The 19,010-nt window shown below is 47.0% G+C and carries 19 protein-coding genes; 17 read left to right on the plus strand and 2 right to left on the minus strand.

The genetic code is table 11. From position 1 onward, the window contains the following. Nucleotides 1-30 precede the first annotated feature (30 nt). The 15 genes from ACKTT9_RS12310 (at nt 31) to ACKTT9_RS12380 (ending at nt 14,114) form a co-directional block, all read left to right on the plus strand. Nucleotides 31-192 carry a hypothetical protein gene (locus ACKTT9_RS12310; protein ID WP_407871795.1) on the plus strand — a complete coding sequence of 54 codons (162 nt, stop codon included), beginning with the start codon at nt 31-33 and terminating at the stop codon, nt 190-192. A 36-nt stretch (nt 193-228) separates the two neighbouring features. Continuing rightward, entirely contained in the window at nt 229-1,200 is a 972-nt protein-coding gene (locus ACKTT9_RS12315) for an aldo/keto reductase (RefSeq protein ID WP_407871796.1), read from the plus strand. Nucleotides 1,201-1,226: 26 nt separating this feature from the next. Continuing rightward, nucleotides 1,227-1,565: a VOC family protein gene (locus tag ACKTT9_RS12320; RefSeq protein ID WP_407871797.1), complete on the plus strand. Its 339-nt coding sequence runs from the start codon at nt 1,227-1,229 to the stop codon at nt 1,563-1,565. A 157-nt stretch (nt 1,566-1,722) separates the two neighbouring features. After that, a complete protein-coding gene (locus ACKTT9_RS12325) occupies nt 1,723-2,343 on the plus strand; it encodes a PadR family transcriptional regulator (protein WP_407871798.1) in 621 nt (206 codons plus the stop codon). A gap of 68 nt (nt 2,344-2,411) precedes the next feature. Next, complete coding sequence (locus ACKTT9_RS12330) at nt 2,412-3,323, plus strand: alpha/beta fold hydrolase (protein ID WP_407871799.1); 912 nt, start codon at nt 2,412-2,414, stop codon at nt 3,321-3,323. A 135-nt stretch (nt 3,324-3,458) separates the two neighbouring features. After that, nucleotides 3,459-4,409: a hypothetical protein gene (locus tag ACKTT9_RS12335; RefSeq protein ID WP_407871800.1), complete on the plus strand. Its 951-nt coding sequence runs from the start codon at nt 3,459-3,461 to the stop codon at nt 4,407-4,409. A 143-nt stretch (nt 4,410-4,552) separates the two neighbouring features. Then, a complete protein-coding gene (locus ACKTT9_RS12340) occupies nt 4,553-5,527 on the plus strand; it encodes an SDR family NAD(P)-dependent oxidoreductase (protein ID WP_407871801.1) in 975 nt (324 codons plus the stop codon). A gap of 171 nt (nt 5,528-5,698) precedes the next feature. Further along, the gene (locus ACKTT9_RS12345) at nt 5,699-6,277 is read left to right on the plus strand and encodes a dienelactone hydrolase family protein (RefSeq protein ID WP_407871802.1); all 579 of its coding nucleotides are present in this window, start codon (nt 5,699-5,701) and stop codon (nt 6,275-6,277) included. A gap of 334 nt (nt 6,278-6,611) precedes the next feature. Then, complete coding sequence (locus ACKTT9_RS12350) at nt 6,612-6,941, plus strand: antibiotic biosynthesis monooxygenase family protein (RefSeq protein ID WP_407871803.1); 330 nt, start codon at nt 6,612-6,614, stop codon at nt 6,939-6,941. A gap of 63 nt (nt 6,942-7,004) precedes the next feature. Continuing rightward, complete coding sequence (locus ACKTT9_RS12355; protein WP_407871804.1) at nt 7,005-7,568, plus strand: TetR/AcrR family transcriptional regulator; 564 nt, start codon at nt 7,005-7,007, stop codon at nt 7,566-7,568. A gap of 320 nt (nt 7,569-7,888) precedes the next feature. Next, nucleotides 7,889-8,770, plus strand: a complete 882-nt coding sequence (locus ACKTT9_RS12360) for an oxidoreductase (RefSeq protein ID WP_407871805.1) — start codon at nt 7,889-7,891, stop codon at nt 8,768-8,770. Between the two features lie 51 nt (nt 8,771-8,821). Then, nucleotides 8,822-9,988, plus strand: a complete 1,167-nt coding sequence (locus ACKTT9_RS12365; protein WP_407871806.1) for an MFS transporter — start codon at nt 8,822-8,824, stop codon at nt 9,986-9,988. 40 nt (nt 9,989-10,028) lie between these two features. Further along, on the plus strand, nt 10,029-11,459 hold the full coding sequence (locus ACKTT9_RS12370; protein WP_407871807.1) for an aldehyde dehydrogenase family protein: 1,431 nt from the start codon (nt 10,029-10,031) through the stop codon (nt 11,457-11,459). A 170-nt stretch (nt 11,460-11,629) separates the two neighbouring features. Beyond that, complete coding sequence (locus ACKTT9_RS12375; RefSeq protein ID WP_407871808.1) at nt 11,630-13,408, plus strand: collagen-like protein; 1,779 nt, start codon at nt 11,630-11,632, stop codon at nt 13,406-13,408. Between the two features lie 100 nt (nt 13,409-13,508). Continuing rightward, complete coding sequence (locus ACKTT9_RS12380) at nt 13,509-14,114, plus strand: S-Ena type endospore appendage (protein ID WP_407871809.1); 606 nt, start codon at nt 13,509-13,511, stop codon at nt 14,112-14,114. 45 nt (nt 14,115-14,159) lie between these two features. On the opposite strand, the gene ACKTT9_RS12385 is transcribed toward ACKTT9_RS12380, so the two are convergent. Together ACKTT9_RS12385 and ACKTT9_RS12390 are read right to left on the minus strand one after the other, a co-directional pair. Continuing rightward, nucleotides 14,160-14,495, minus strand: coding sequence for a DUF3992 domain-containing protein (locus ACKTT9_RS12385; RefSeq protein ID WP_407871810.1), 336 nt, complete (start codon nt 14,493-14,495; stop codon nt 14,160-14,162). Between the two features lie 27 nt (nt 14,496-14,522). Then, nucleotides 14,523-14,900 (minus strand): DUF3992 domain-containing protein, encoded by a 378-nt coding sequence (locus ACKTT9_RS12390; protein ID WP_407871811.1) that lies wholly within the window; start codon nt 14,898-14,900, stop codon nt 14,523-14,525. Between the two features lie 1,398 nt (nt 14,901-16,298). On the opposite strand from ACKTT9_RS12390, the gene ACKTT9_RS12395 reads away from it, so the two are divergent. Together ACKTT9_RS12395 and ACKTT9_RS12400 are read left to right on the plus strand one after the other, a co-directional pair. Continuing rightward, nucleotides 16,299-17,960: an ATP-binding protein gene (locus ACKTT9_RS12395; protein WP_407871812.1), complete on the plus strand. Its 1,662-nt coding sequence runs from the start codon at nt 16,299-16,301 to the stop codon at nt 17,958-17,960. A gap of 47 nt (nt 17,961-18,007) precedes the next feature. Then, nucleotides 18,008-18,628: a response regulator gene (locus tag ACKTT9_RS12400; protein WP_407871813.1), complete on the plus strand. Its 621-nt coding sequence runs from the start codon at nt 18,008-18,010 to the stop codon at nt 18,626-18,628. The last annotated feature ends 382 nt before the right edge of the window (nt 18,629-19,010 follow it).

Below are 19,010 nucleotides of genomic sequence, written 5' to 3' on the forward strand. Positions count from 1 at the left end.
TGTGGGAGTACTATTTTGGAGGTAGGTAGCATGAGATCGGAAGATCAGATTAAGCGTATGATTCATCAGTTGGAACAGATGGTACAGCGACTCAACCCAGCAGATAATGCTGACGAAATCAAAGAGATTCGTTCCAAAATTGAAATGCTGGAGTGGGTATTAAACGCTCCTGTCGGAAAATATCACGCATGATAGATTAGTTCGAGTATAAGCTTAAGGGAGGTTTATATGAGAAACCAACAAATACCCGGCACAGACTTAACACCATCCGTCATTTGCCTAGGCACTTCGAATTTCGGTGAATCGGTGAGCCGAGAAGATGCCTTTGAAATGATGGATCGCTTTTTGGACAGGGGAGGCAATTTTCTCGATACGGCCAAAGTGTACTCTGATTGGGTGCCGGGCGAGCGAAGCCGCAGTGAAAAGCTTATCGGTCAATGGTTGAAGTTGCGTAATAACCGTAGTCGTATCGTGCTAGCTACCAAAGGGGCACACCCCGAACTGGAGACTATGCATATACCGCGTTTAAGCCAGGAAGATATTTATACTGATGTAGACATGAGCCTCAGCCACTTGCAAACGGATTATATCGATCTGTACTGGCTGCATCGCGATGATTCACAGCGACCGGTCGAGGAAATTATGGATACTATGCATACTTTGGTTCAGCAGGGTAAAATCCGCTATTTTGGCTGCTCAAATTGGCGATCGGATCGCATAGAAGCCGCGCGTCAATATGCAGCAAGCAAAGGGCTGCAAAGTTTTGCAGCCAGCCAAAACAAGTGGAGCCTTGCTTCGTATCCTCCCGCAAACGATCCTATGATGGTGACGGTAGATGAACGCGAGTTGGCGTATCACGAACGTACAGGGCTGCCTGCGATCCCCTATAATTCACAGGCATCCGGCTTTTTTAGCGGTCGATATCAAAGCGAAAAGCTGCTTCAGCCTAGCCCGGAGAATAAAAAAATATGGAACCTGTGTAATGAAAGTAATTTGCTTAAGCTGAAGCGTGTCGAAACGCTCGCTCGGCAGCTGGATCTCACGATGACACAGGTCGCTCTTGGCTACTTGCTTGCTCATCCGTTTCCTGTCTTTCCGATATCAGGCTGCAAAACGATCCATCAGCTGGAAGATTCCTGTGCTGCTGGCGATGTACGGTTAGAAGATCAGATTTTTCAGGAATTGCGAGGAATCCACTGAAAATTAGTTGGAAAGGAAGTGCACTTGTGAGACTAAATCATCTTAATTTAACTGTCAGTGATGTGAAAGCTACTATTGATTTCATTGTGAAATATTTCGGAATGGAAGTGAAACACACGCGCGGAAATGGATTCGCTGTTCTTTCGGACGATGGTGGCTTAGTACTTACCTTGATGAAAGGAGATCAAGTCACCTACCCAAGCACTTTTCATATCGGCTTTATTCAAGAAAGCGAAGCTCGGGTGAACGAGATCTATCAACGCATGAAAGATGATGGTCTTCATGTAAACCCTCCGCAACGATCGCACGCCTGGACGTTCTATGTGCAAGCACCTGGCGGGTTTACGGTTGAGGTATTATGTTAATAGGTCGAGAGTTAGAAAAAGATTATGGAGCAGGCGCCATCACGGTGCCTGCTTTATTTCTTTTTGCCTAGAGAACGAAGTGGGTGGCTTACTTATTTTGGGAATTATGAAGTAAAACCATTGACGTAGTTATAAAATGAATAGTAATATTATAACTATGAAGAATAAATCAAATAAACCCCAACGATCACCACTTGCTTTAGCTATTCTCGCCCATCTGGCCGAGGAACCCATGCATCCTTACAGAATGCAGCAGCTTATTAAAGAAAGAGGGAAGGATGAGGTCATTAACGTCCGCCAGCGTACAAGTATTTATCAGACCATTGAGCGCTTGCTGAGGGAGGGACTCATTTCAGTTCAAGGAACATTAAGTGAAGGGGGGCGCCCTGATCGAACCGTTTACGAATTGACTGAGGAAGGCAGGGAAACATCGAAGATTTGGCTTAGGGAGATGCTTTCGGCCCGGTCTCAGGAATATCCGGATTTTCCCGCAGCGATTTCTTTTCTTACGCTTTTAACTCCCGATGACGTTCAGCGGCAATTTGAGAAGAGAGAAGGAGCTCTTCAGGAGGAGATCCAACGCACGGATGCGCAGTTACTGAAGTACAAGGAGTCTGTTCCCCGATTGTTCATGCTAGAGGTTGAGCATAGTCGGGCCATATTGCAGGCAGAACTTGAATGGCTGCGGGCTGTCATCGAAGACTTACGCACGGGTGAACTCTCCTGGAACGAGGAATGGATAAGTCAAATAGCAGCGCGACTAGGTAGTACAAATTAGCATCGAAGGGATAAGCATGCGAACTTATACGGTTCAAATGAAGAGCAACTTCTGAGGAGGAGATTGGAATGATGAACGCAACCGTTATTCAATCCAGCGCCAGCGCAACGATGATCGAGGCGACTCATACAGTAGGTTCAGTAATATCCAGAGACGGTACAACAATCGGTTATCGGCAGTATGGTCAAGGACCGGGCGTAGTGGTGGTACATGGCGCCAATTTATCGTCACAAAACTTCAGGCAGCTTGCGGTGCGGCTAGCCGACACCTTCACGGTTTATGTGCCTGACCGCCGTGGCCGTGGTCTAAGCGGACCTTTCGGTGAAAACTACGGTATCCGGAAGGAAGTCGAAGATTTGGAGGCACTCCTGACCCTATCAGGTGCCAGCCTTGTCTTTGGGATCAGCTCAGGAGGGCTTATTGCGCTCGAAGCAGCGCGTGTCCTACCGGCTATTCGGAAGGTTGCCCTCTATGAACCGGCGTTGTTGATGAACTCCGAGAGGACGAAATGGCTAGCTCGCTATGACCGGGAGATCGCTGAAGGCAAGACAGCCGCCGCTCTCGTCACGTGCTTGAAAGGTTTGCAGCTGGGTGGACCGGTGCTTAACGCTATCCCCCGGTGGCTGCTCGAGTCCATGACGAACAAAATGATGGAAAGCGAGAGCAAGAAGGCGAAGACGGACGACGTAACAATGCGAATGCTTGCACCGACGCTGCATTATGACGGTCAGTTACTCGTCGAGATGACCGGTAAGGTGGATCGATTTAGATCCTTGAATGCCGATGCTTTGCTGCTTGGCGGCAGTAAAGGATTGTCATATCTGAAACCTGCGCTAGACGGTCTTGAGAAAGTGCTGCCTCAGGCTAAAAGGATGGAAGTGCCTGGACTTGATCACGGGGGAGCATGCGATGTCAGCCAAACGAATCGGGGAGGTAAGCCGGAAATGGTGGCGGAAGAGCTGCGGCGTTTTTTTGCCTAGATCCAGTCGATGATGGAGATAGCAGGAAAATTTATCAAATTCACGAATATAAAAGGAGCTAATTATTTATCAATGGTCAAAAACATCCAAGCAGGCATATCGTGGAAAATTTGACTCATGAAGGAGAATCATTAGATGTCTATTAAAAATCGTGAAGGGCAAATGCATATGTCCAAAGAATCAGTCATAGATTGGCTGCTTGGCGGGGACCCTGCAATTCGTTGGCAAGTGATGCGTGACTTAATCCAAGAGTCCGATGACCGTGTTGCTGCTGAGCGATCGCGGATTGCAACGGAAGGTTGGGGCGCCAGGGTGCTTGGCTTGCAATCTTCCAAGGGCAACTGGGGTGGCGAAGCCGACGCACGAAATTGGCTATGCACGAGCTACACGCTGCTGCTTTTGAAGGACCTGGGCCTGGATCCGTCGGGGGAGGAAGCCCGGAGATCCATCGGCCTTGTGCGTGACAACATCATTTGGCCGGAACCAATGGGAGGCCTGCCGTACTTTGACGGCGAGACCGAACCTTGCGTCAATGGATGGATACTCGGCGCGGGTTCCTACTTTGGGGAAGGCAGCGCTCGGCTAGTTGATCGACTCCTTGGCGAGCAGCTAGAGGACGGAGGCTGGAATTGCAACGCTCCTACTAGTCGGCGTTCCTCGTTCCACAGCACGATCTGTGTCTTGGAAGGGCTGCTGGAGTATGAGAAAGCAAAAGGAGAAACGGCTGCAGTGACGGAAGCTCGTAACCGGGCTCATGAGTATCTATTGGAACGCCGCATGTTAAGGTCTTTGTCATCGGGCGAAGTGATCGACCTCAATTGGACGCGGTTTTCGTTTCCGACGACGTGGCATTATGATGTACTGCGCGGTTTGGATTACTTACGCAGCGCAGGGGTCATTCCCGATGAAAGAGTCGCTGAGGCGGTCGGTCTGGTAGCGAAGAAACAAGACGGGAGCGGGAGATGGCCGCTTGAGAATACGCATTCCGATCGTGTTCACTTTGACATGGAAAGCGTTGAAGGCGAGCCGAGTCGTTGGAATACGCTTCGCGCTTTACGAGTGCTTGATTGGTACTCATCACGTTGAGAAGAAGAGCGTTTAGATCCTCGGCCCGCTGCTGTGGGTCTTTTTTTTGTTAATTAGTGATTGACTAATCAATAACTGAATGATAAGATGATCTCAAGTTAGTGATTGACCAATCACAAATAATGAAAACTGGAGCTGATAAAATGAAAAAAGCAATAGTAATAGGAGCAACGGGTGGCACGGGAGCGGCAATCACAGAGGAACTTGTGAAAAGAGGTATAGAGACCATTGCATTTGGACGTTCTCGTCAGAAATTAGAGCAGTTCGCCAGAAAGCTTGGCAATCCGAAGCATTTGACTCTATCTGTAGGAGACGCTATGCGACCTGGGGATATAGTGGCCCAAGCGGGCGGGGCTGACGTCCTGTTCCATTGCGCGAACGTACCTTATCATGAGATGGTCAACAAGCTGATTCCTTTAGGCGAATCTGTGATGGAGGCCGCGGAACGGCTCGCTATAAGAGTTGTAGCAATTGACGGGATCTATCCATATGGCAGAAAACAAATGGAGCTGGTTACAGAGGATCATCCCAAACAGCCTCATACGATAAAAGGAAACGTTAGGCTTGACTACGAACGAATGCTTTTTAGCCAACGATGGACCAAAGCTCAAGTCATGATTATTCGCTTGCCTGACTACTACGGGCCAACGGCTAATGAAGCCTCTTATTTAGGCTCAACCTTGGAGGCGATCGCGGCGGGTAAACTGGCTTTTTTCATCGGCAACATGCAAGTCCCTCGCGAATTCGTCTATTTACCGGATGCCGCTGCGATGGTTGCCGAATTGGCAGGCAATGATTTCGCCTATGGACAGAACTGGCATATTCCGGGGGCAGGCCTCATCTCAGGACGAGAGATCGTAAGAATTGCCCGATCGGCAAGTGGAATTGCTAAGCCAGTCATCCCACTAAAAAAATTAGGTCTGTCGTTGATTGGCATGAGCGTCCCTGTGATGAAAGAAGTCGTCGAGATGCTTTATTTAACCGAAGAGCCCCTTGTGTTGAGCGGAGAAAAATACAAGCGATTGATCGGACCGATCGTAGCAACTCCGTTCAAGGAAGGGATAACTTCGACGGTTAGGGCCTTGCAAGAGCGAAAGCATTCTTTTGCACAAAGGTAATTGATGAATCAATAAAGGTGTGGATTCCACATTCTACTCCTTCTTCTATGCACTAATGATTAATTTGAGACAATAAAGGATGGATTATACAAGTGGAGGGTCAGCGAAGAGGAGTTCCACTGGATTCAATAGAAGTATAATTTCAGAACTTAACGTAGGAGGGGAAGAAAAATGGCCGAGGTTCTTATATTTCATCATTCACTGGGGCTGACTGAGGGAATTCACACCTTTGCTGACGAGCTGAGAAAAGAGGCACACACAGTACATGTTCCTGATCTTTACGAAGGTCATGTGTTTACGACCATCCAGGATGGCATGGCCTATGTTAAGGAGATCGGATTCGATGAGATGCTGGAGCGTGGTGTTCGTGCGGCACATGAGCTTCCGAGTGACATCGTTTATGCGGGGTTTTCGCTGGGCGTATTGCCTGCACAGAAGCTTACCCAGACTCGGGAGGGCGCTATTGGCGCGCTTCTTTTTTACTCCTGCGTACCGGCGTCAATGTTCGGATCTCCCTGGCCAGCGGAACTGCCGGTTCAGATTCACGGTATGGAGGCTGATCCGTATTTTGTTGACGAAGGCGACTTGGAAGCGGCTCGTGAGCTCGTGACTTCGGCCAATCAGGCCGAACTCTTTTTGTACCCGGGCGATCAACACTTGTTCGCTGACAGCAGTTTACCTTCTTATGACGCTGATGCGACGGCTTTGCTTTTGGAGCGCGTAATCGGATTCCTCCGTCAGTTCAAGTAATGGGCGCTTTTCCCTGGCAAGCGGAACTACAGGGCGCTATTTCATCGAAATAGGCTCTGTTTCGCGTGGAGGGGAACTGTGGGCCGCTATTTGTCCGTTTTTCTTAAGGAAAACGGGTCAGGTGGTCAAATAAGGTCCTGTAGTTCCGCTCGAGTGCGGAACGAGCAGGATTTGCTAGAATAACGGCCTGTAGTTCCTCAAAGGTGTATCGTTGACTAACTTAACACTCGCTAGTATGAGGTTATACCCTTTTTGAAATCAGATTCTTGCGTGTATAAGATGGAGGCATGAAGCAAAAGATACGCGAGAATAAATCATTGAAGGAGTTAAATGTATGACAGTGATATCAACGAACAATAACGTTCTTACTTTTATTAATGTGTTCACAGTGGAACCGGAAAATCAGGAACGTCTCATCGATTTACTTACTAGTGCAACAGATGTCTCCGTTCGATACGCGCCGGGATTTATTTCTTGCAGTTTGCACCGCGGAACAGAAGGGACGAAAGTAACGATGTACGCGCAGTGGAGAAGTGCGGAAGATTACCAAGCGATGCGAAATGACCCTAAACCTCTCCCGTATCTTCAGGAAGCAATGACGATAGCAAAGTTTGAACCGGGCAGCTATGAAGTTGTCAAAACTTTTGAACCCGCCGCGGAATAAGGCTCTACCTACTTGACATCTACCTCGGGATCGTACTAATGTTAGTGCCAAGAGGTGGAATCCATGAGCAAGAAACAGGACATAATGACCGCCACACTCGACTTAATTGACGAAGAGGGACTTCAGTCGGTTACCTTCTCCAAAATATTTAAGCGAGCAAACGTAGGGTCTGGCACGATGTATAACTATTTTGCAAATAAAGAAGAGCTGGTTAATGCGGTGTATAAAGAAGCACGGATGCTAATGGGGGATTACTTGATGCGGGATTATAATCCTGAAGCAAGCCTGTATGAGCGATTTAGGTGTCTTCAGTTAAATAGACTGCAGTTCGGTATTCATTGTCCAAAGGAATTCATGTTTATCGATAGCTTCTCCTATTCACCGTATATCTCACCTGAACTGCGTGCGATGGACGATGCTCATAACTCTCGTGATGTGATTATTTCCTTAATTATTGAAGGACAAAAGCAGGGGATTTTGAAAGAAATGGACTCTCATTTGTGTCACCAGCTCATGCACGGAATGATAGCTTCAATTCTAAAAGGATACTACGTAAAGAAATATCCGATGAACGAGCTCCAGATTCAACAAATTATGGAAGCTTCATGGAAGGCGATTCTCGTTTGAAAAACAGTCTTAGGAACTTGTTAGGTTCCGTGGGCTGTTTTTTTGTGTAGAGTTAGAAAATAAATTCCAAAGTATTGGATTTAGATTTTAATCGAGTTCTAATTATGGAATTTAAATTCCATTAAATGGCCGCCTTGTTCTCTTTGGGGTTTGATATTTTTGTGTTAATTCCGCTTTGAATGCGCTTTTATCAGGTTTTATTTTTAAGATGCTACATCTATTTGGAATAAAAATTCCGAAATGTATTGACCTATTGTTGTCGAGGGAGTATATTAACTATGGAACAAATATTCCAAACAAAATGAAGGAGGCAATATTATATGTCTAAAGTTTGGTTGATTACAGGTAGTTCACGCGGGTTTGGTCGCAGTCTTGCCGAAGCGGTATTGGCTAAAGGAGATCAACTTGTCGCTACAGCTCGCAATACAGAGCAGATTGCCGATCTTGCAGCACGTTATGGCAGCCAGGTTCGGATCGTGCAGTTAGATGTAAATCGATTCGAGCAGGCTGAAGCCGCTATCCAGACCGCTTTCGAAACGTTCGGACGATTGGATGTCCTTGTTAATAATGCAGGCTACGGTAATGTCTCTTCTATAGAAGAAACATCGATGGAAGATTTCCGCGCGCAGGTGGAAACGAATCTCTGGGGCGTTATTAACGTTACAAAAGCCGCGCTGCCCTTGTTAAGAAAACAAGGCCATGGTCATATTGTCCAATTTTCTTCGATTGGCGGCAGAACAGGCGCACCAGGTCTTGCACCTTACCAGACAGCAAAATGGGCTGTGGAGGGTTTCTCCGAAGTACTGTCCAAAGAAGTAGCGCCACTGGGATTAAAAGTCACCTTAATCGAACCAGGCGGTTTCCGTACCGATTGGGCAGGCTCTTCCATGCAGCATATCGAGCCTAGAGAAGAATACCGTGACACAGTCGGCGGCTTGCTGAAACATCTTCGCGATACAACCGGCAAAGAGAACGGCGATCCGGATAAAGCCGCGCAAGCAATCATTCAGATCGTCAATGAGGAGAATCCGCCTCTTCGCTTATTGCTCGGAAGCGATGCAGTAGCCATCGCAAATGCGGTGGACCAAGGCAAGTTAGCGGAAACGAAACGCTGGCAGGCGCTTAGCCAATCAACGGATTATGCATCCAAAGCGTTGGATCCGGAAGTAACGCGCATGTATGACGAGTTTGAAGAAAAATAAGCCTGCAACATACGCTGATTTGCCATACAAAGTCAGAGAGAGGTTGCATCTATGAAACTGAGTGCAAGAATTGCTTTATTATCGATGGCGGTTACGACCACCTTCGGAACGATGATGGCTGCGCCGGCGGTTAAACCGCTGGCTGTGGCTTTCCCCGGCACCAACGCGCTGTTGGTACAGTGGGTCGTTACCATTTCTTCTCTATTTATTTTGCCGACCTTATTTATGGCAGGGAATCTAGGCAGACGGTTTTCTCGGAAAAGCATTTTAATAGCAGGTTTGCTGATGTATATCATAGGTGGCGTTGGCCCGACCTTCATGAACTCATTTGAAATGATCTTAGCCTTTCGGGCTATCTTGGGTCTCAGCATCGGCCTCATTTCACCAACGTTTAACGCTTTGATAGCAGAGAATTTCCAAGGCAAAGAACGATCGCGCATGAATGGTATACAGACTTCAATTAATGGCATCGGTGGAGCTATATTTTTATCTTTTGGCGGAATTATCGCATCTTTTGGATGGAGAGACGTATTTTTAACTTATTTGTATGCTGTTGTGTTATTTATTTTGGTCATCGCCTTTTTACCAAAGTTTCCGCCGATTCAAACGGAAGTGGTAGCGAAAGGGACGGCTAAGCTTCCGAAGTTTTTCTTTGCGGTTGCGGCTGCGGCAGGGCTTCATTCGATGATGTTCACTTTGATTCCGACGAACCTGTCTCTCTATTTGTCCAATAACGGCATTGGCACCGTAGCTTCAGTAGGTTACTTGACTGCTTTCGCTCTAGTTGGCGTTTTCGTCGGAGGGCTTGCGGTAACCCGATTAAGCATCATGTTAAAAAAACTGCTCGTCCCGTTGGATTTAGCTGTGATGGCCGGAGGCTTCCTACTCATCGGTTCTGCACACACAGTGTGGAGTGTAGCGCTTGCGGTATTCATGATCGGTTTGGCAGAGGGCATGCTGTTTCCACTATCTTTCATCAAAACAGCGGAAGTTGTGCCCAAACTTAGCTTAACATCCGCCATTTCATTAATGCTTGCTTGTGTTTATGCCTGCCAATTCCTCAGCCCTTTATTTGTTAAAGGAATAGAACTGCTGCTTCATACGGATTCAACTCGAGGTGTATTTATGGTGATAGCTGCAGCTTTGGCTGTAAGTGCCGTAGTTTACTTGCCAATTGCTCGAAGCCGGAAAAACGGAGCTGTGCCATCCATTTCTTAAGATTACAACGTTAAAAACTACAACAAAGTAGGTGTCTGGTATGAGAAACATAGATAAAATTTATATAGATGGAAAGTTTGTAACTCCAAGAGGTACGGACCATTTGGAGTTGGTTAACCCTTCTACAAGAGAAGTTTTTGGCCGTGTAACGCTTGGAAATGAAGAAGATGCTAAGCTTGCCATAACGGCGGCGAAAGCAGCATTCTCTACCTTTTCAAGAACATCTGTGGAAGAAAGGTCCGCCATGTTGCAGCGTTTGAACGACGCAATCTTGGATCGAATCGATGAGTTGGCGGAAGCGAATATCCTCGAATACGGTGCCCCTCGAATGGCTTCAATCGGGAGGGTCAAATTGGCCGCGGCTAATTTGATGGACAGCAAAGAGGCGCTGGAGCAGTTCGATTTTGTCCATATGATCGGCAAAGCTAAAGTTGTTTCCGAGCCCGTAGGCGTTATCGGTATTATCACACCTTGGAATGCAAGTTATTCGCAGATTACGGCCAAACTAGGAGCAGCGATTGCAGCAGGATGTACGGTTGTGATTAAGCCGAGCGAGTTAAGCGCCCTGCAGACGCAATTGTTAACGGAATGTTTCCATGCAGCGGGCATCCCAGCTGGCGTGATCAACGTCGTGAATGGTCTTGGTGCATCAGTGGGGGCCGAACTTACATGCAATCCGGATGTAGCCATGATTAATTTTACCGGTTCAACACGGGTCGGAAAAGAAATTCGCAGAGCTACGGTAGACTCCATGAAGCGTGTTACTTTAGAGCTTGGAGGTAAATCTCCGAATATCGTTCTCGACGATGCGGACTTTGCCAAAGCAATCCCTGCCGCGGTCAGATCGTGTTATACGAACAATGGGCAAGCCTGTGTTGCCGGTACTAGATTGTTCGTTCCCGAGCACCGGTTGGAAGAAGTTAAGAAACTGGCAAGAGAAACCGTAGAGTCGATCAAAGTCGGACTCCCATCTGAAGCAGATACGATTCTTGGTCCGCTTGTTACTGAGAAACAATACAATCAGGTTCAGCGTTACATTTTATCCGGCATTCAAGAAGGCGCTGAGTTGGTGATTGGTGGCGAAGGCCAGCCGCAGGGGTTGGAAAAGGGGAACTTTGTCAGACCGACGGTATTTGCTAACGTTACGGAAGAGATGACGATCGCAAAGGAAGAAATTTTCGGACCTGTGCTTTCGATTTTAACATACAATAACGAGGAAGAAGCCGTTGCTATGGCCAATAACACGGACTACGGTTTGGGTGCTTACATCAGCACGGCGAACATGGAGAAAGCGAACGAATTGGCGTCCCGTATCCAAGCGGGTGTGGTACTCATCAACGGGGCAGGTTTTGAAATGAAAGCACCTTTCGGCGGGTTCAAGCATTCCGGAATCGGCCGCGAATACGGCATCTATGGTCTGGAAGATTGCTTGGAAACCAAAACGATTACCGGTTTCGATCTTCCGATGTAAGATATTGATTTCATATAAGGATCAAGTTCTTGTCCGATGGCAAGAGCTTGGTCTTTTTATTATGGCTTAAGGCTAACGTACAAGCATTTGATAGGTTAATAGCATTTACTAGTCATAGAGTTTGCGCGTATATGTAAATGCAATTGTAGTAAAGAGAGGGGCTGCTAGAAATGTCATTTAGCTACCCAAAAAATAAAAAGGCGTTCGTAGAAGCTTACCCTTTGAATAGTTCAACTTGCTCATGTTCTGATTCGTTGAGCTGCGATGGTAACTGTAAAAAGAAAGGAGTGACTGGTCCTACTGGGCCAACTGGCCCAACTGGCCCAACGGGAGCGACGGGGGCGACGGGAGCAACGGGAGCAACGGGAGCAACGGGAGCTGCGGGAGCCACGGGAGCTGCGGGTGCGACGGGAGCGACGGGAGCAACGGGAGAGACGGGGGCCACGGGAGCGACGGGAGCCGCGGGAGCGCCGGGGGCAACGGGAGTGACGGGTGCAACGGGGGCCACGGGAGCCGCGGGAGTGACGGGATCGACGGGGGCGACGGGAGCCACGGGAGCCGCGGGGGCCACGGGGGTAACGGGAGCGACGGGAGCCACGGGAGAGACGGGAGCAACGGGAGAGACGGGGGCAACGGGAGCGACGGGTGCGACGGGTGCAACGGGAGCAACGGGAGCGACGGGAGTGACGGGAGCAACGGGAGCGACGGGAGCCACGGGAGTGACGGGAGCGACGGGAGCGACAGGAGCAACGGGAGCCACGGGAGCCACGGGAGCAACGGGAGTAACGGGAGAGACAGGAGCAACGGGAGCGACGGGAGCCGCGGGAGCGACGGGAGCCGCGGGAGTGACGGGTGCGACGGGAGCCGCGGGAGCCACGGGAGCCACGGGAGCAATGGGAGAGACAGGAGCAACGGGAGCGACGGGAGCCGCGGGAGCGACGGGAGCCGCGGGAGTGACGGGGGCGACGGGAGCAACGGGATCGACGGGAGCCACGGGAGTGACGGGAGCCGCGGGAGCAACGGGAGCCGCGGGAGCGACGGGAGCTGCGGGAGCGACAGGAGCCACGGGGGCAACGGGGGCAACGGGAGCGACGGGAGCAGCGGGAGCGACGGGAGCGACAGGAGCAACGGGAGCTGCGGGAGCGACGGGAGCTGCGGGAGCGACGGGGGCCTCGGGAGCCACGGGAGTGACGGGAGCAACGGGGGCGACGGGAGCCGCGGGAGTGACGGGAGCGACGGGAGCAACGGGAGCGACGGGGGCAACGGGAGTGACGGGAGCGACGGGAGCAACAGGAGCGACGGGTGCAACGGGGGCCGCGGGGGCCACGGGAGTGACGGGTGCGACGGGATCGACGGGTGCAACGGGAGCGACGGGATCGACGGGAGCTGCGGGAGTGACGGGAGTCGCGGGTGCGACGGGAGCCACGGGAGCCACGGGAGAGACCGGGGCAACAGGGCCAAACTTTGCTGCTGTTGGGTTTTCGGCTTTTTTGTCCACAGTTTCTGTTTCGGCGAGCGCACAGCTTACGAATTGGTCGACAGCTAATCCGTATTATGGCCATGCTAATTTTAATGCCGTTACTGGAAATTTTACAATCCCGAATACAGGGAGATATACGATACTTGCCACTATAAATTACACCACTACAGCTGCTGTTACTGTAACCCTTGGAGCAGGCATTAACCCATTTTTTGTCGTTCAACGGACATCGCCAAGCGTAACGAATTTGGTGAGCGGACTTTTACCTATTTTAAATGTCAATGTGGCGTTAGTCTTAAGCTTAAGGGCTGTTTTGGGAAACGGGAATATCACATTAGCCGGAGAAGTTTTACTTTCAGCAGGAGATGTGATCGGGCTCTTCTACAATGCGAACGGATTGACGATTTCATTAAACGTTGGGAACGGCCCTTCGAATGGTGTTGTTTGGTCCGTACATGAGATAACATAATTTCTGGAAAAAATTTCTTATTAATGAATGACCATGCGCGGATTCGTTACATTTAATATCAAGTGTGCATTTGCAATTAGGTTTTGAAAGGAGGGGGAGAGTGCTGAAAAGGAGAAAAGGCTGTAAGAAAAAAATGATGATATCGTTAAGGATCGTCCTCAAGGTTAAACAAACCTGCCAAACGAATAACAAACGAAAAATAACCTGTAAACTACCTGCACCATGTCGAAAAAAGGAGGCGCCCAGAAGGAGACCTTCGCTCGTTTTTAGCTGCCCTCCAAAACATTGCAAAGGCCATAAGTCGATTCCGTGGGCTTATCCAATCCCATTACCTTCGACAGATCCGCCGGTTAAAACAGTCTCTAACCTAGTAGTCAATAAAGAGTGCTGCGGAAATATTTTGATCCAAGGAGAACAGCCAGGATTCTATATATGGGAATCGGATGTTGACTCCAATATTACGATTGCCCAGATAAGTATATTTTCGAGTTCAAGCAGCACTCAAGCATTAGAGGTGAAAGTTGATGGTACAGAAAGTAAAATTCTGTCTGTACCACCAGGCAGTACGATTAATTTTATAGGCCAGGGGACTAAATCCATTTATATATCTGCGCAAGCTACGGAAATGACGTATGTGGAAGGAAAATATGTCATTTCAACTACGCTGCAAGTACAATCGGAATCAGACTACCCTATCGATGAATAACCCGGTGGTTTTTCGCGATGAAGGAAGGACCACAGAGGTTAACTTTTAAAGGCTATAACGTACGGTTATACAAAATTCACCTTGTGCAGCTCCGGTAGTTGTGAACGAAATGCTATCAAATCTCCCTACAGTGAACGTTGCACTTCCTCCTACAGGAATGACAAGCGTTTGAATGGCGGCAACTATGCCTATTTTGAAAAAGTTGACGGTCAATGCCCCAACGCCTGTTTCATACTTCACGTACCCTGTGCCACTAATGATGGTGGAGATATTATCCGAATAAATGGTTTGTGTACCTGCGGCAGTAAACAGCCAATTTGTGCAAACTTTGTCTTGTACAAATACTTTATCTGTACAACAACTAAGTGCTGTATCACACATAGACAGATGTCCCTCCTTTTGTGCCTTTTATTGGACTGGATAACGAGTTGTTATGCAAAACTCCCCTTGATAAATGCCAGCAGTTGTTCCTGGTAAAGTTAAACGTATAGATCCGAATCGTCGATAAGTAAAAGATAGACTCGACCCAGGGGAAATGGTAATTGGCGTAATCATGGCAACTCCAGCACTATTCAGCAGATCAAACGTAATATCATCAGGTCCAACGTCATATTGCAAATAGCCTGTTCCGACAATATTTTGATTGATGTTATTTGTGAAGACCGTAAGTAGAACATCAGCGGCTACAACAGTGCCACTCCAGGGTGTACATACCTTATCCTGAACAAAGGTTTTATCCGAACAGCAAGTTAAAGCAGTTGCAGATGAATTGGTATTGCAGGCCATAGTGAAATACCTCCCATTTTTATATTCTCAACTATTTAATGCAGGCAATTACCTGCTTGCTTGGACATATGACTCATCTTGTAAAATTAAGGAAAAAACTTGAGCTATAATAAAAAAATCCCAACGCAGGTATAGGCGTTGGAATTTTTTATTACGCTTTTTATAAATGCTAATAAACTTCTAATGTTTGCCACTGCATATATCTTTCGTAGGTTTCGCCGTTGTCAGACGGTACAGCAGCAAAGTCAAAGGCGTATGTTGCATTGTATACAACATAATACCTTGGTTTGACCAAGTAAGTGGCTTTTCATTGCACAATATACAACCATTTGTTGCGAAAAGGTGAGATGGAAGCGGTTGAGCGCATGAATCATTGTAATAAGTACAATGTAGAGGCGATTTAAGGCCCAATTGCAGCCAAATGGTTGTAAAAAGTACAACATACAATCTTTCGCGGTCACTATTTGACCTGGTTAGCCAATCTGCTGCGACAAGCGGCAGTGTTGCATCTTTAATAGTAAGCCCCTGTAATAGTAAGCCTCCTTAATCAGGAGGCCTTTTTGTAATAATGGCTAGTAAACAGGTTTATATTCGACATTTTTCTTGCTCGTTACAAAGAATACGACATAAAATGCCAGCAATCGTACAGCTCTAAGGCGGAAAAGAGTGTGATATGTACCGTTTCCGTTATGACAAAAGGCGGGCAGTTGAACTCTATCATAGTGCTGTCTTATTACATTTACGTTCAAGCCTTCCAATACTATAAGGTTGGTATACAGTAGCGATGTCTTGGATACTGTTTATCATTATTTTCATGATTGCTATGATCCAATGAAAAGATCAGAAAAAATGGCAGGATCAATTCTAAATGGAGGAGAAATCATGGTGATTAGTATCACTTCTTATTCTTAGCTTCACGTGGCACTCGAGCTAGGGAGTAAAAGGATAGGCACATCTACATCGAAAGGCAAGAATTGCGCCGCATATTATTACAAAATGGGGCGCTTTTGGATGAAGATCACGGCGTTTCTTAGGCGTGTTATCGACAATAAGCACTAAAACAGAGAGTTAAGCGCTAACACGCATTAACTCTATTGCTTTTTTTAAAATTTTTACAGGAATTTTATGGTGCAAAAGGATGAATTTTAATTTGGTCATTCCAATCCGGTTGACATTTTTTTCCGACAAATGGTTAGGTCTAAATAATCAAACGTATAGATCGTAACTCCTGAAATTGGATATTCTATCGTTAGTAGAGACAGAAAACTACAAAAATAGCGAATTATATAGTCATGTAGTGCTCTTTTGACTGTAAGAATTTAACTGTTATGATTATGGTAAACATAGGTATTGTTGAAGGAGCCAATTACAAATATCGGTTAAAGGATGATTACGCAGATGAGAAAGATGTTCTCAGGTGAGAGTAGGGTCTTTTACTTGTACCGGTTTATTTCGCTGGCTGGGACTTCGTTAGTGTACGCTATTGAGGATCGTGGTCCCCCGCTAGGTGTCAAAATAGGCATCATCCTCGTGTTGTTCATCTTTGCTACATGGATTACAGACATGTACACCCAAAGCGGTAAAGCCTCTCGCACAATTAAAATAACCGTAGGCTTGGAAATGACGGGGATGATGGTCCTCCATCTTCTAAGCGGCGGTATGGACAGTCCGTTTCTGTGGTGTGTTTTCAACCCTGCTTGGATGGCTGCCAGCTATCTTTCCTCTGCCTATTGCTGGTTCATGATGCTAAGTTACTTTTTGTTTATTACGGCTTTTTCCTATTTTTTTACGAACGGGCAAATGCAGACACTTGGCAGTATGCTGCTAAGTGAAAATCGGTTTTACCTGATGCTGTTGTTTATGACACTCACTATTCAGTTATTGGCCGGTGTTAAAAATCGTCTTGAGATTGCGAATGCTCGAACCAATGAATCGATGGAGCATATGAAGTCGCTGTATCAAATTGTGGAAGCAGCAACTCATAGTGATTCTGAGAATTTGAAAATTATTTTTGCTGAGTTTGCTTTAAAGTTGACCAAGCTGAGAATGTCTTTTTTCTGGGATGTAAATGGGCATGCCAAACCTGATCAACTGATTACACAGGGTGTTTTGCCGATTGGCATTGAAACGTCCCTATCCGAAGCTTTTGACATGCAAGAAGCCGAGCTTAGACGGCTCGAATCCAGCAGGCTGATGAGTCTGGCCGAATACGGAGACTTTCTTGTCATGCCAATCAGGTCATCGACCCGATTCTGGGGAGTCATGGGCGTTAAGATTGAGCCTGCCAGCTACGAGGAAGGCAGACAGGGGTATATTCAACAGCTTGGTTTTCTATCCGAGCTTTGCTCCGTCATCCTGGAAAGGCACCAGCTGGAACGAATCGAGAACCAGTTGATGATTATCGAGGAGCAGAATCGAATTGCCGATGAGATGCATGATAGTGTTTCGCAGTACATTTTCGGAATTGTTTATGCCGTGCATTCGCTGAGTCGCAAGTGGAAAGAGATTTCGAGAGAACAGATCAAAGAGCAGCTGCAGCTCATCCAAGAGTCTTCCGTAGCCGCTTCGCAAGAACTTCGTTCGACGATTTATAGTCTCAGTTCCAGAAAAAATGGCGGTGATTTTTGGATTACGACCGTCAAATCACATCTGGACAGCGTGTCCAAGCTGCATGCTGTGAAAGTGAATTTGCATGTAACCGGCGATGACCATCGTCTGCATGTGAATTATCAAAAGGCTTTGTTTCGAATTATTTCAGAATCCACGGGAAATGCCATTCGCCATGGACACAGCACACTCATCAAGGTTGAGCTCCGTATAAAGCCGGATGAGGTGAGTTTGTCCGTTTTGGATAACGGAAGTGGCTTTAGTGTGAAAGAACGATTGTCAGATCCTAAAACAGTGGGTCTAGGCGTTAATAACATGGAATTGCTCGTCCAGTCACTAGGTGGAACCATTAGTATTCAGAGCACACAAGGAAAAGGTACTCATATTCAACTGACCATCCCATTTCAACCACAGGACAACAAGGAACTCAATGAACTTCAGATGATGGGCTAAACAAGGTCATGTAGGCTATTCCCATTCAAACGAAAGCAGGTGGAACTTTGAAAGTTGTTATCGTAGATGATCATCCGTTGGTGCGTAGAGGATTGTCAGCTGTGCTAAAGCTTGAAGCAAACATCGAAATTTCTGGTGAATCGGAGACGGTGGAGCAAGCATTGGAGCTAATCAAGGAAACAAAACCGGATTTGGCTATTGTGGATCTAAAGTTAGGGAATCGCTCTGGTCTTGAAGTGGTAGAGAATATTAAAGATACACCATGCCGAAGCATCATTCTGACTTCATCAACGTCGGAGCAGGATGTAAGAAAAGCAGAAGCTGTGGGTGCGGATGGTTATGTACTCAAAGAAGCGCTTCCAGAAGAGTTGCTTTTGGCTATTAAATTAATTTTCAAAGGTAAAAAGTATTTTGATCCAGGTCTCATGGAAATGTTGTTTAAGAAAGAGGAAGAAGACAGCTTCAGCAAGTTAACGCCGAAAGAGCGGGAAGTGTTGATTGGTCTGGGAGAAGGTTTATCCAATCAAGGAATGGCTAAGAAACTCATGGTGACGGAGTTTACCGTTAAGAAACACGTGAGCCAAATTTTAAATAAGCTGTGTGTCAACGATCGTACGCAAGCGGCCTTGTTAGCGCAATCCAAAGGATTAGTCAGCGGATTTCAGTGAGTCTTCGCAGCCATATGGTTCGAAAGTATACCATCGCTTTATTACATATGGGTATGAGTGTATACACGAAATAGACCCAAAAATTATAATTTCGAGTAATATCATAATTTTGGGAATTCATTTAGTATTTGACTATAACCAATTAAATGACAAAAAGCGGCATTCTTCATTCCATTTGGTAGAGTGCTTCAGCTAGCTTGCAGGCTAGTTATCACCGTCGAATAGTGATTGTAGAGTGCTCTGTATAAAAGGAGTGATTGAATGTCGTTTCGATAGGTGGGGATGAGGAGAATAAAACGCTTTCATTACAAACATCTTAACTGAAAGTTTTCTGAAAAGCAATACTGTATTTCTTGATTTATCAACTATTTTTTCGGGAGGG

Origin of the sequence: Paenibacillus sp. P36 (assembly GCF_045866505.1) — a bacterium.
Classification (GTDB): domain Bacteria; phylum Bacillota; class Bacilli; order Paenibacillales; family NBRC-103111; genus Paenibacillus_E; species Paenibacillus_E chondroitinus.

What these genes read in the sequence shown, in the direction of transcription:
- ACKTT9_RS12310 (WP_407871795.1), top strand. Translation starts at nt 31, where the DNA reads ATGAGATCGGAAGATCAGATTAAGCGTATGATTCATCAGTTGGAACAG.
- ACKTT9_RS12315 (WP_407871796.1), top strand. Translation starts at nt 229, where the DNA reads ATGAGAAACCAACAAATACCCGGCACAGACTTAACACCATCCGTCATT.
- ACKTT9_RS12325 (WP_407871798.1), top strand. Translation starts at nt 1,723, where the DNA reads ATGAAGAATAAATCAAATAAACCCCAACGATCACCACTTGCTTTAGCT.
- ACKTT9_RS12330 (WP_407871799.1), top strand. Translation starts at nt 2,412, where the DNA reads ATGATGAACGCAACCGTTATTCAATCCAGCGCCAGCGCAACGATGATC.
- ACKTT9_RS12335 (WP_407871800.1), top strand. Translation starts at nt 3,459, where the DNA reads ATGTCTATTAAAAATCGTGAAGGGCAAATGCATATGTCCAAAGAATCA.
- ACKTT9_RS12340 (WP_407871801.1), top strand. Translation starts at nt 4,553, where the DNA reads ATGAAAAAAGCAATAGTAATAGGAGCAACGGGTGGCACGGGAGCGGCA.
- ACKTT9_RS12345 (WP_407871802.1), top strand. Translation starts at nt 5,699, where the DNA reads ATGGCCGAGGTTCTTATATTTCATCATTCACTGGGGCTGACTGAGGGA.
- ACKTT9_RS12350 (WP_407871803.1), top strand. Translation starts at nt 6,612, where the DNA reads ATGACAGTGATATCAACGAACAATAACGTTCTTACTTTTATTAATGTG.
- ACKTT9_RS12355 (WP_407871804.1), top strand. Translation starts at nt 7,005, where the DNA reads ATGAGCAAGAAACAGGACATAATGACCGCCACACTCGACTTAATTGAC.
- ACKTT9_RS12360 (WP_407871805.1), top strand. Translation starts at nt 7,889, where the DNA reads ATGTCTAAAGTTTGGTTGATTACAGGTAGTTCACGCGGGTTTGGTCGC.
- ACKTT9_RS12365 (WP_407871806.1), top strand. Translation starts at nt 8,822, where the DNA reads ATGAAACTGAGTGCAAGAATTGCTTTATTATCGATGGCGGTTACGACC.
- ACKTT9_RS12370 (WP_407871807.1), top strand. Translation starts at nt 10,029, where the DNA reads ATGAGAAACATAGATAAAATTTATATAGATGGAAAGTTTGTAACTCCA.
- ACKTT9_RS12375 (WP_407871808.1), top strand. Translation starts at nt 11,630, where the DNA reads ATGTCATTTAGCTACCCAAAAAATAAAAAGGCGTTCGTAGAAGCTTAC.
- ACKTT9_RS12385 (WP_407871810.1), bottom strand. Translation starts at nt 14,495, where the DNA reads ATGTGTGATACAGCACTTAGTTGTTGTACAGATAAAGTATTTGTACAA.
- ACKTT9_RS12390 (WP_407871811.1), bottom strand. Translation starts at nt 14,900, where the DNA reads ATGGCCTGCAATACCAATTCATCTGCAACTGCTTTAACTTGCTGTTCG.
- ACKTT9_RS12395 (WP_407871812.1), top strand. Translation starts at nt 16,299, where the DNA reads ATGAGAAAGATGTTCTCAGGTGAGAGTAGGGTCTTTTACTTGTACCGG.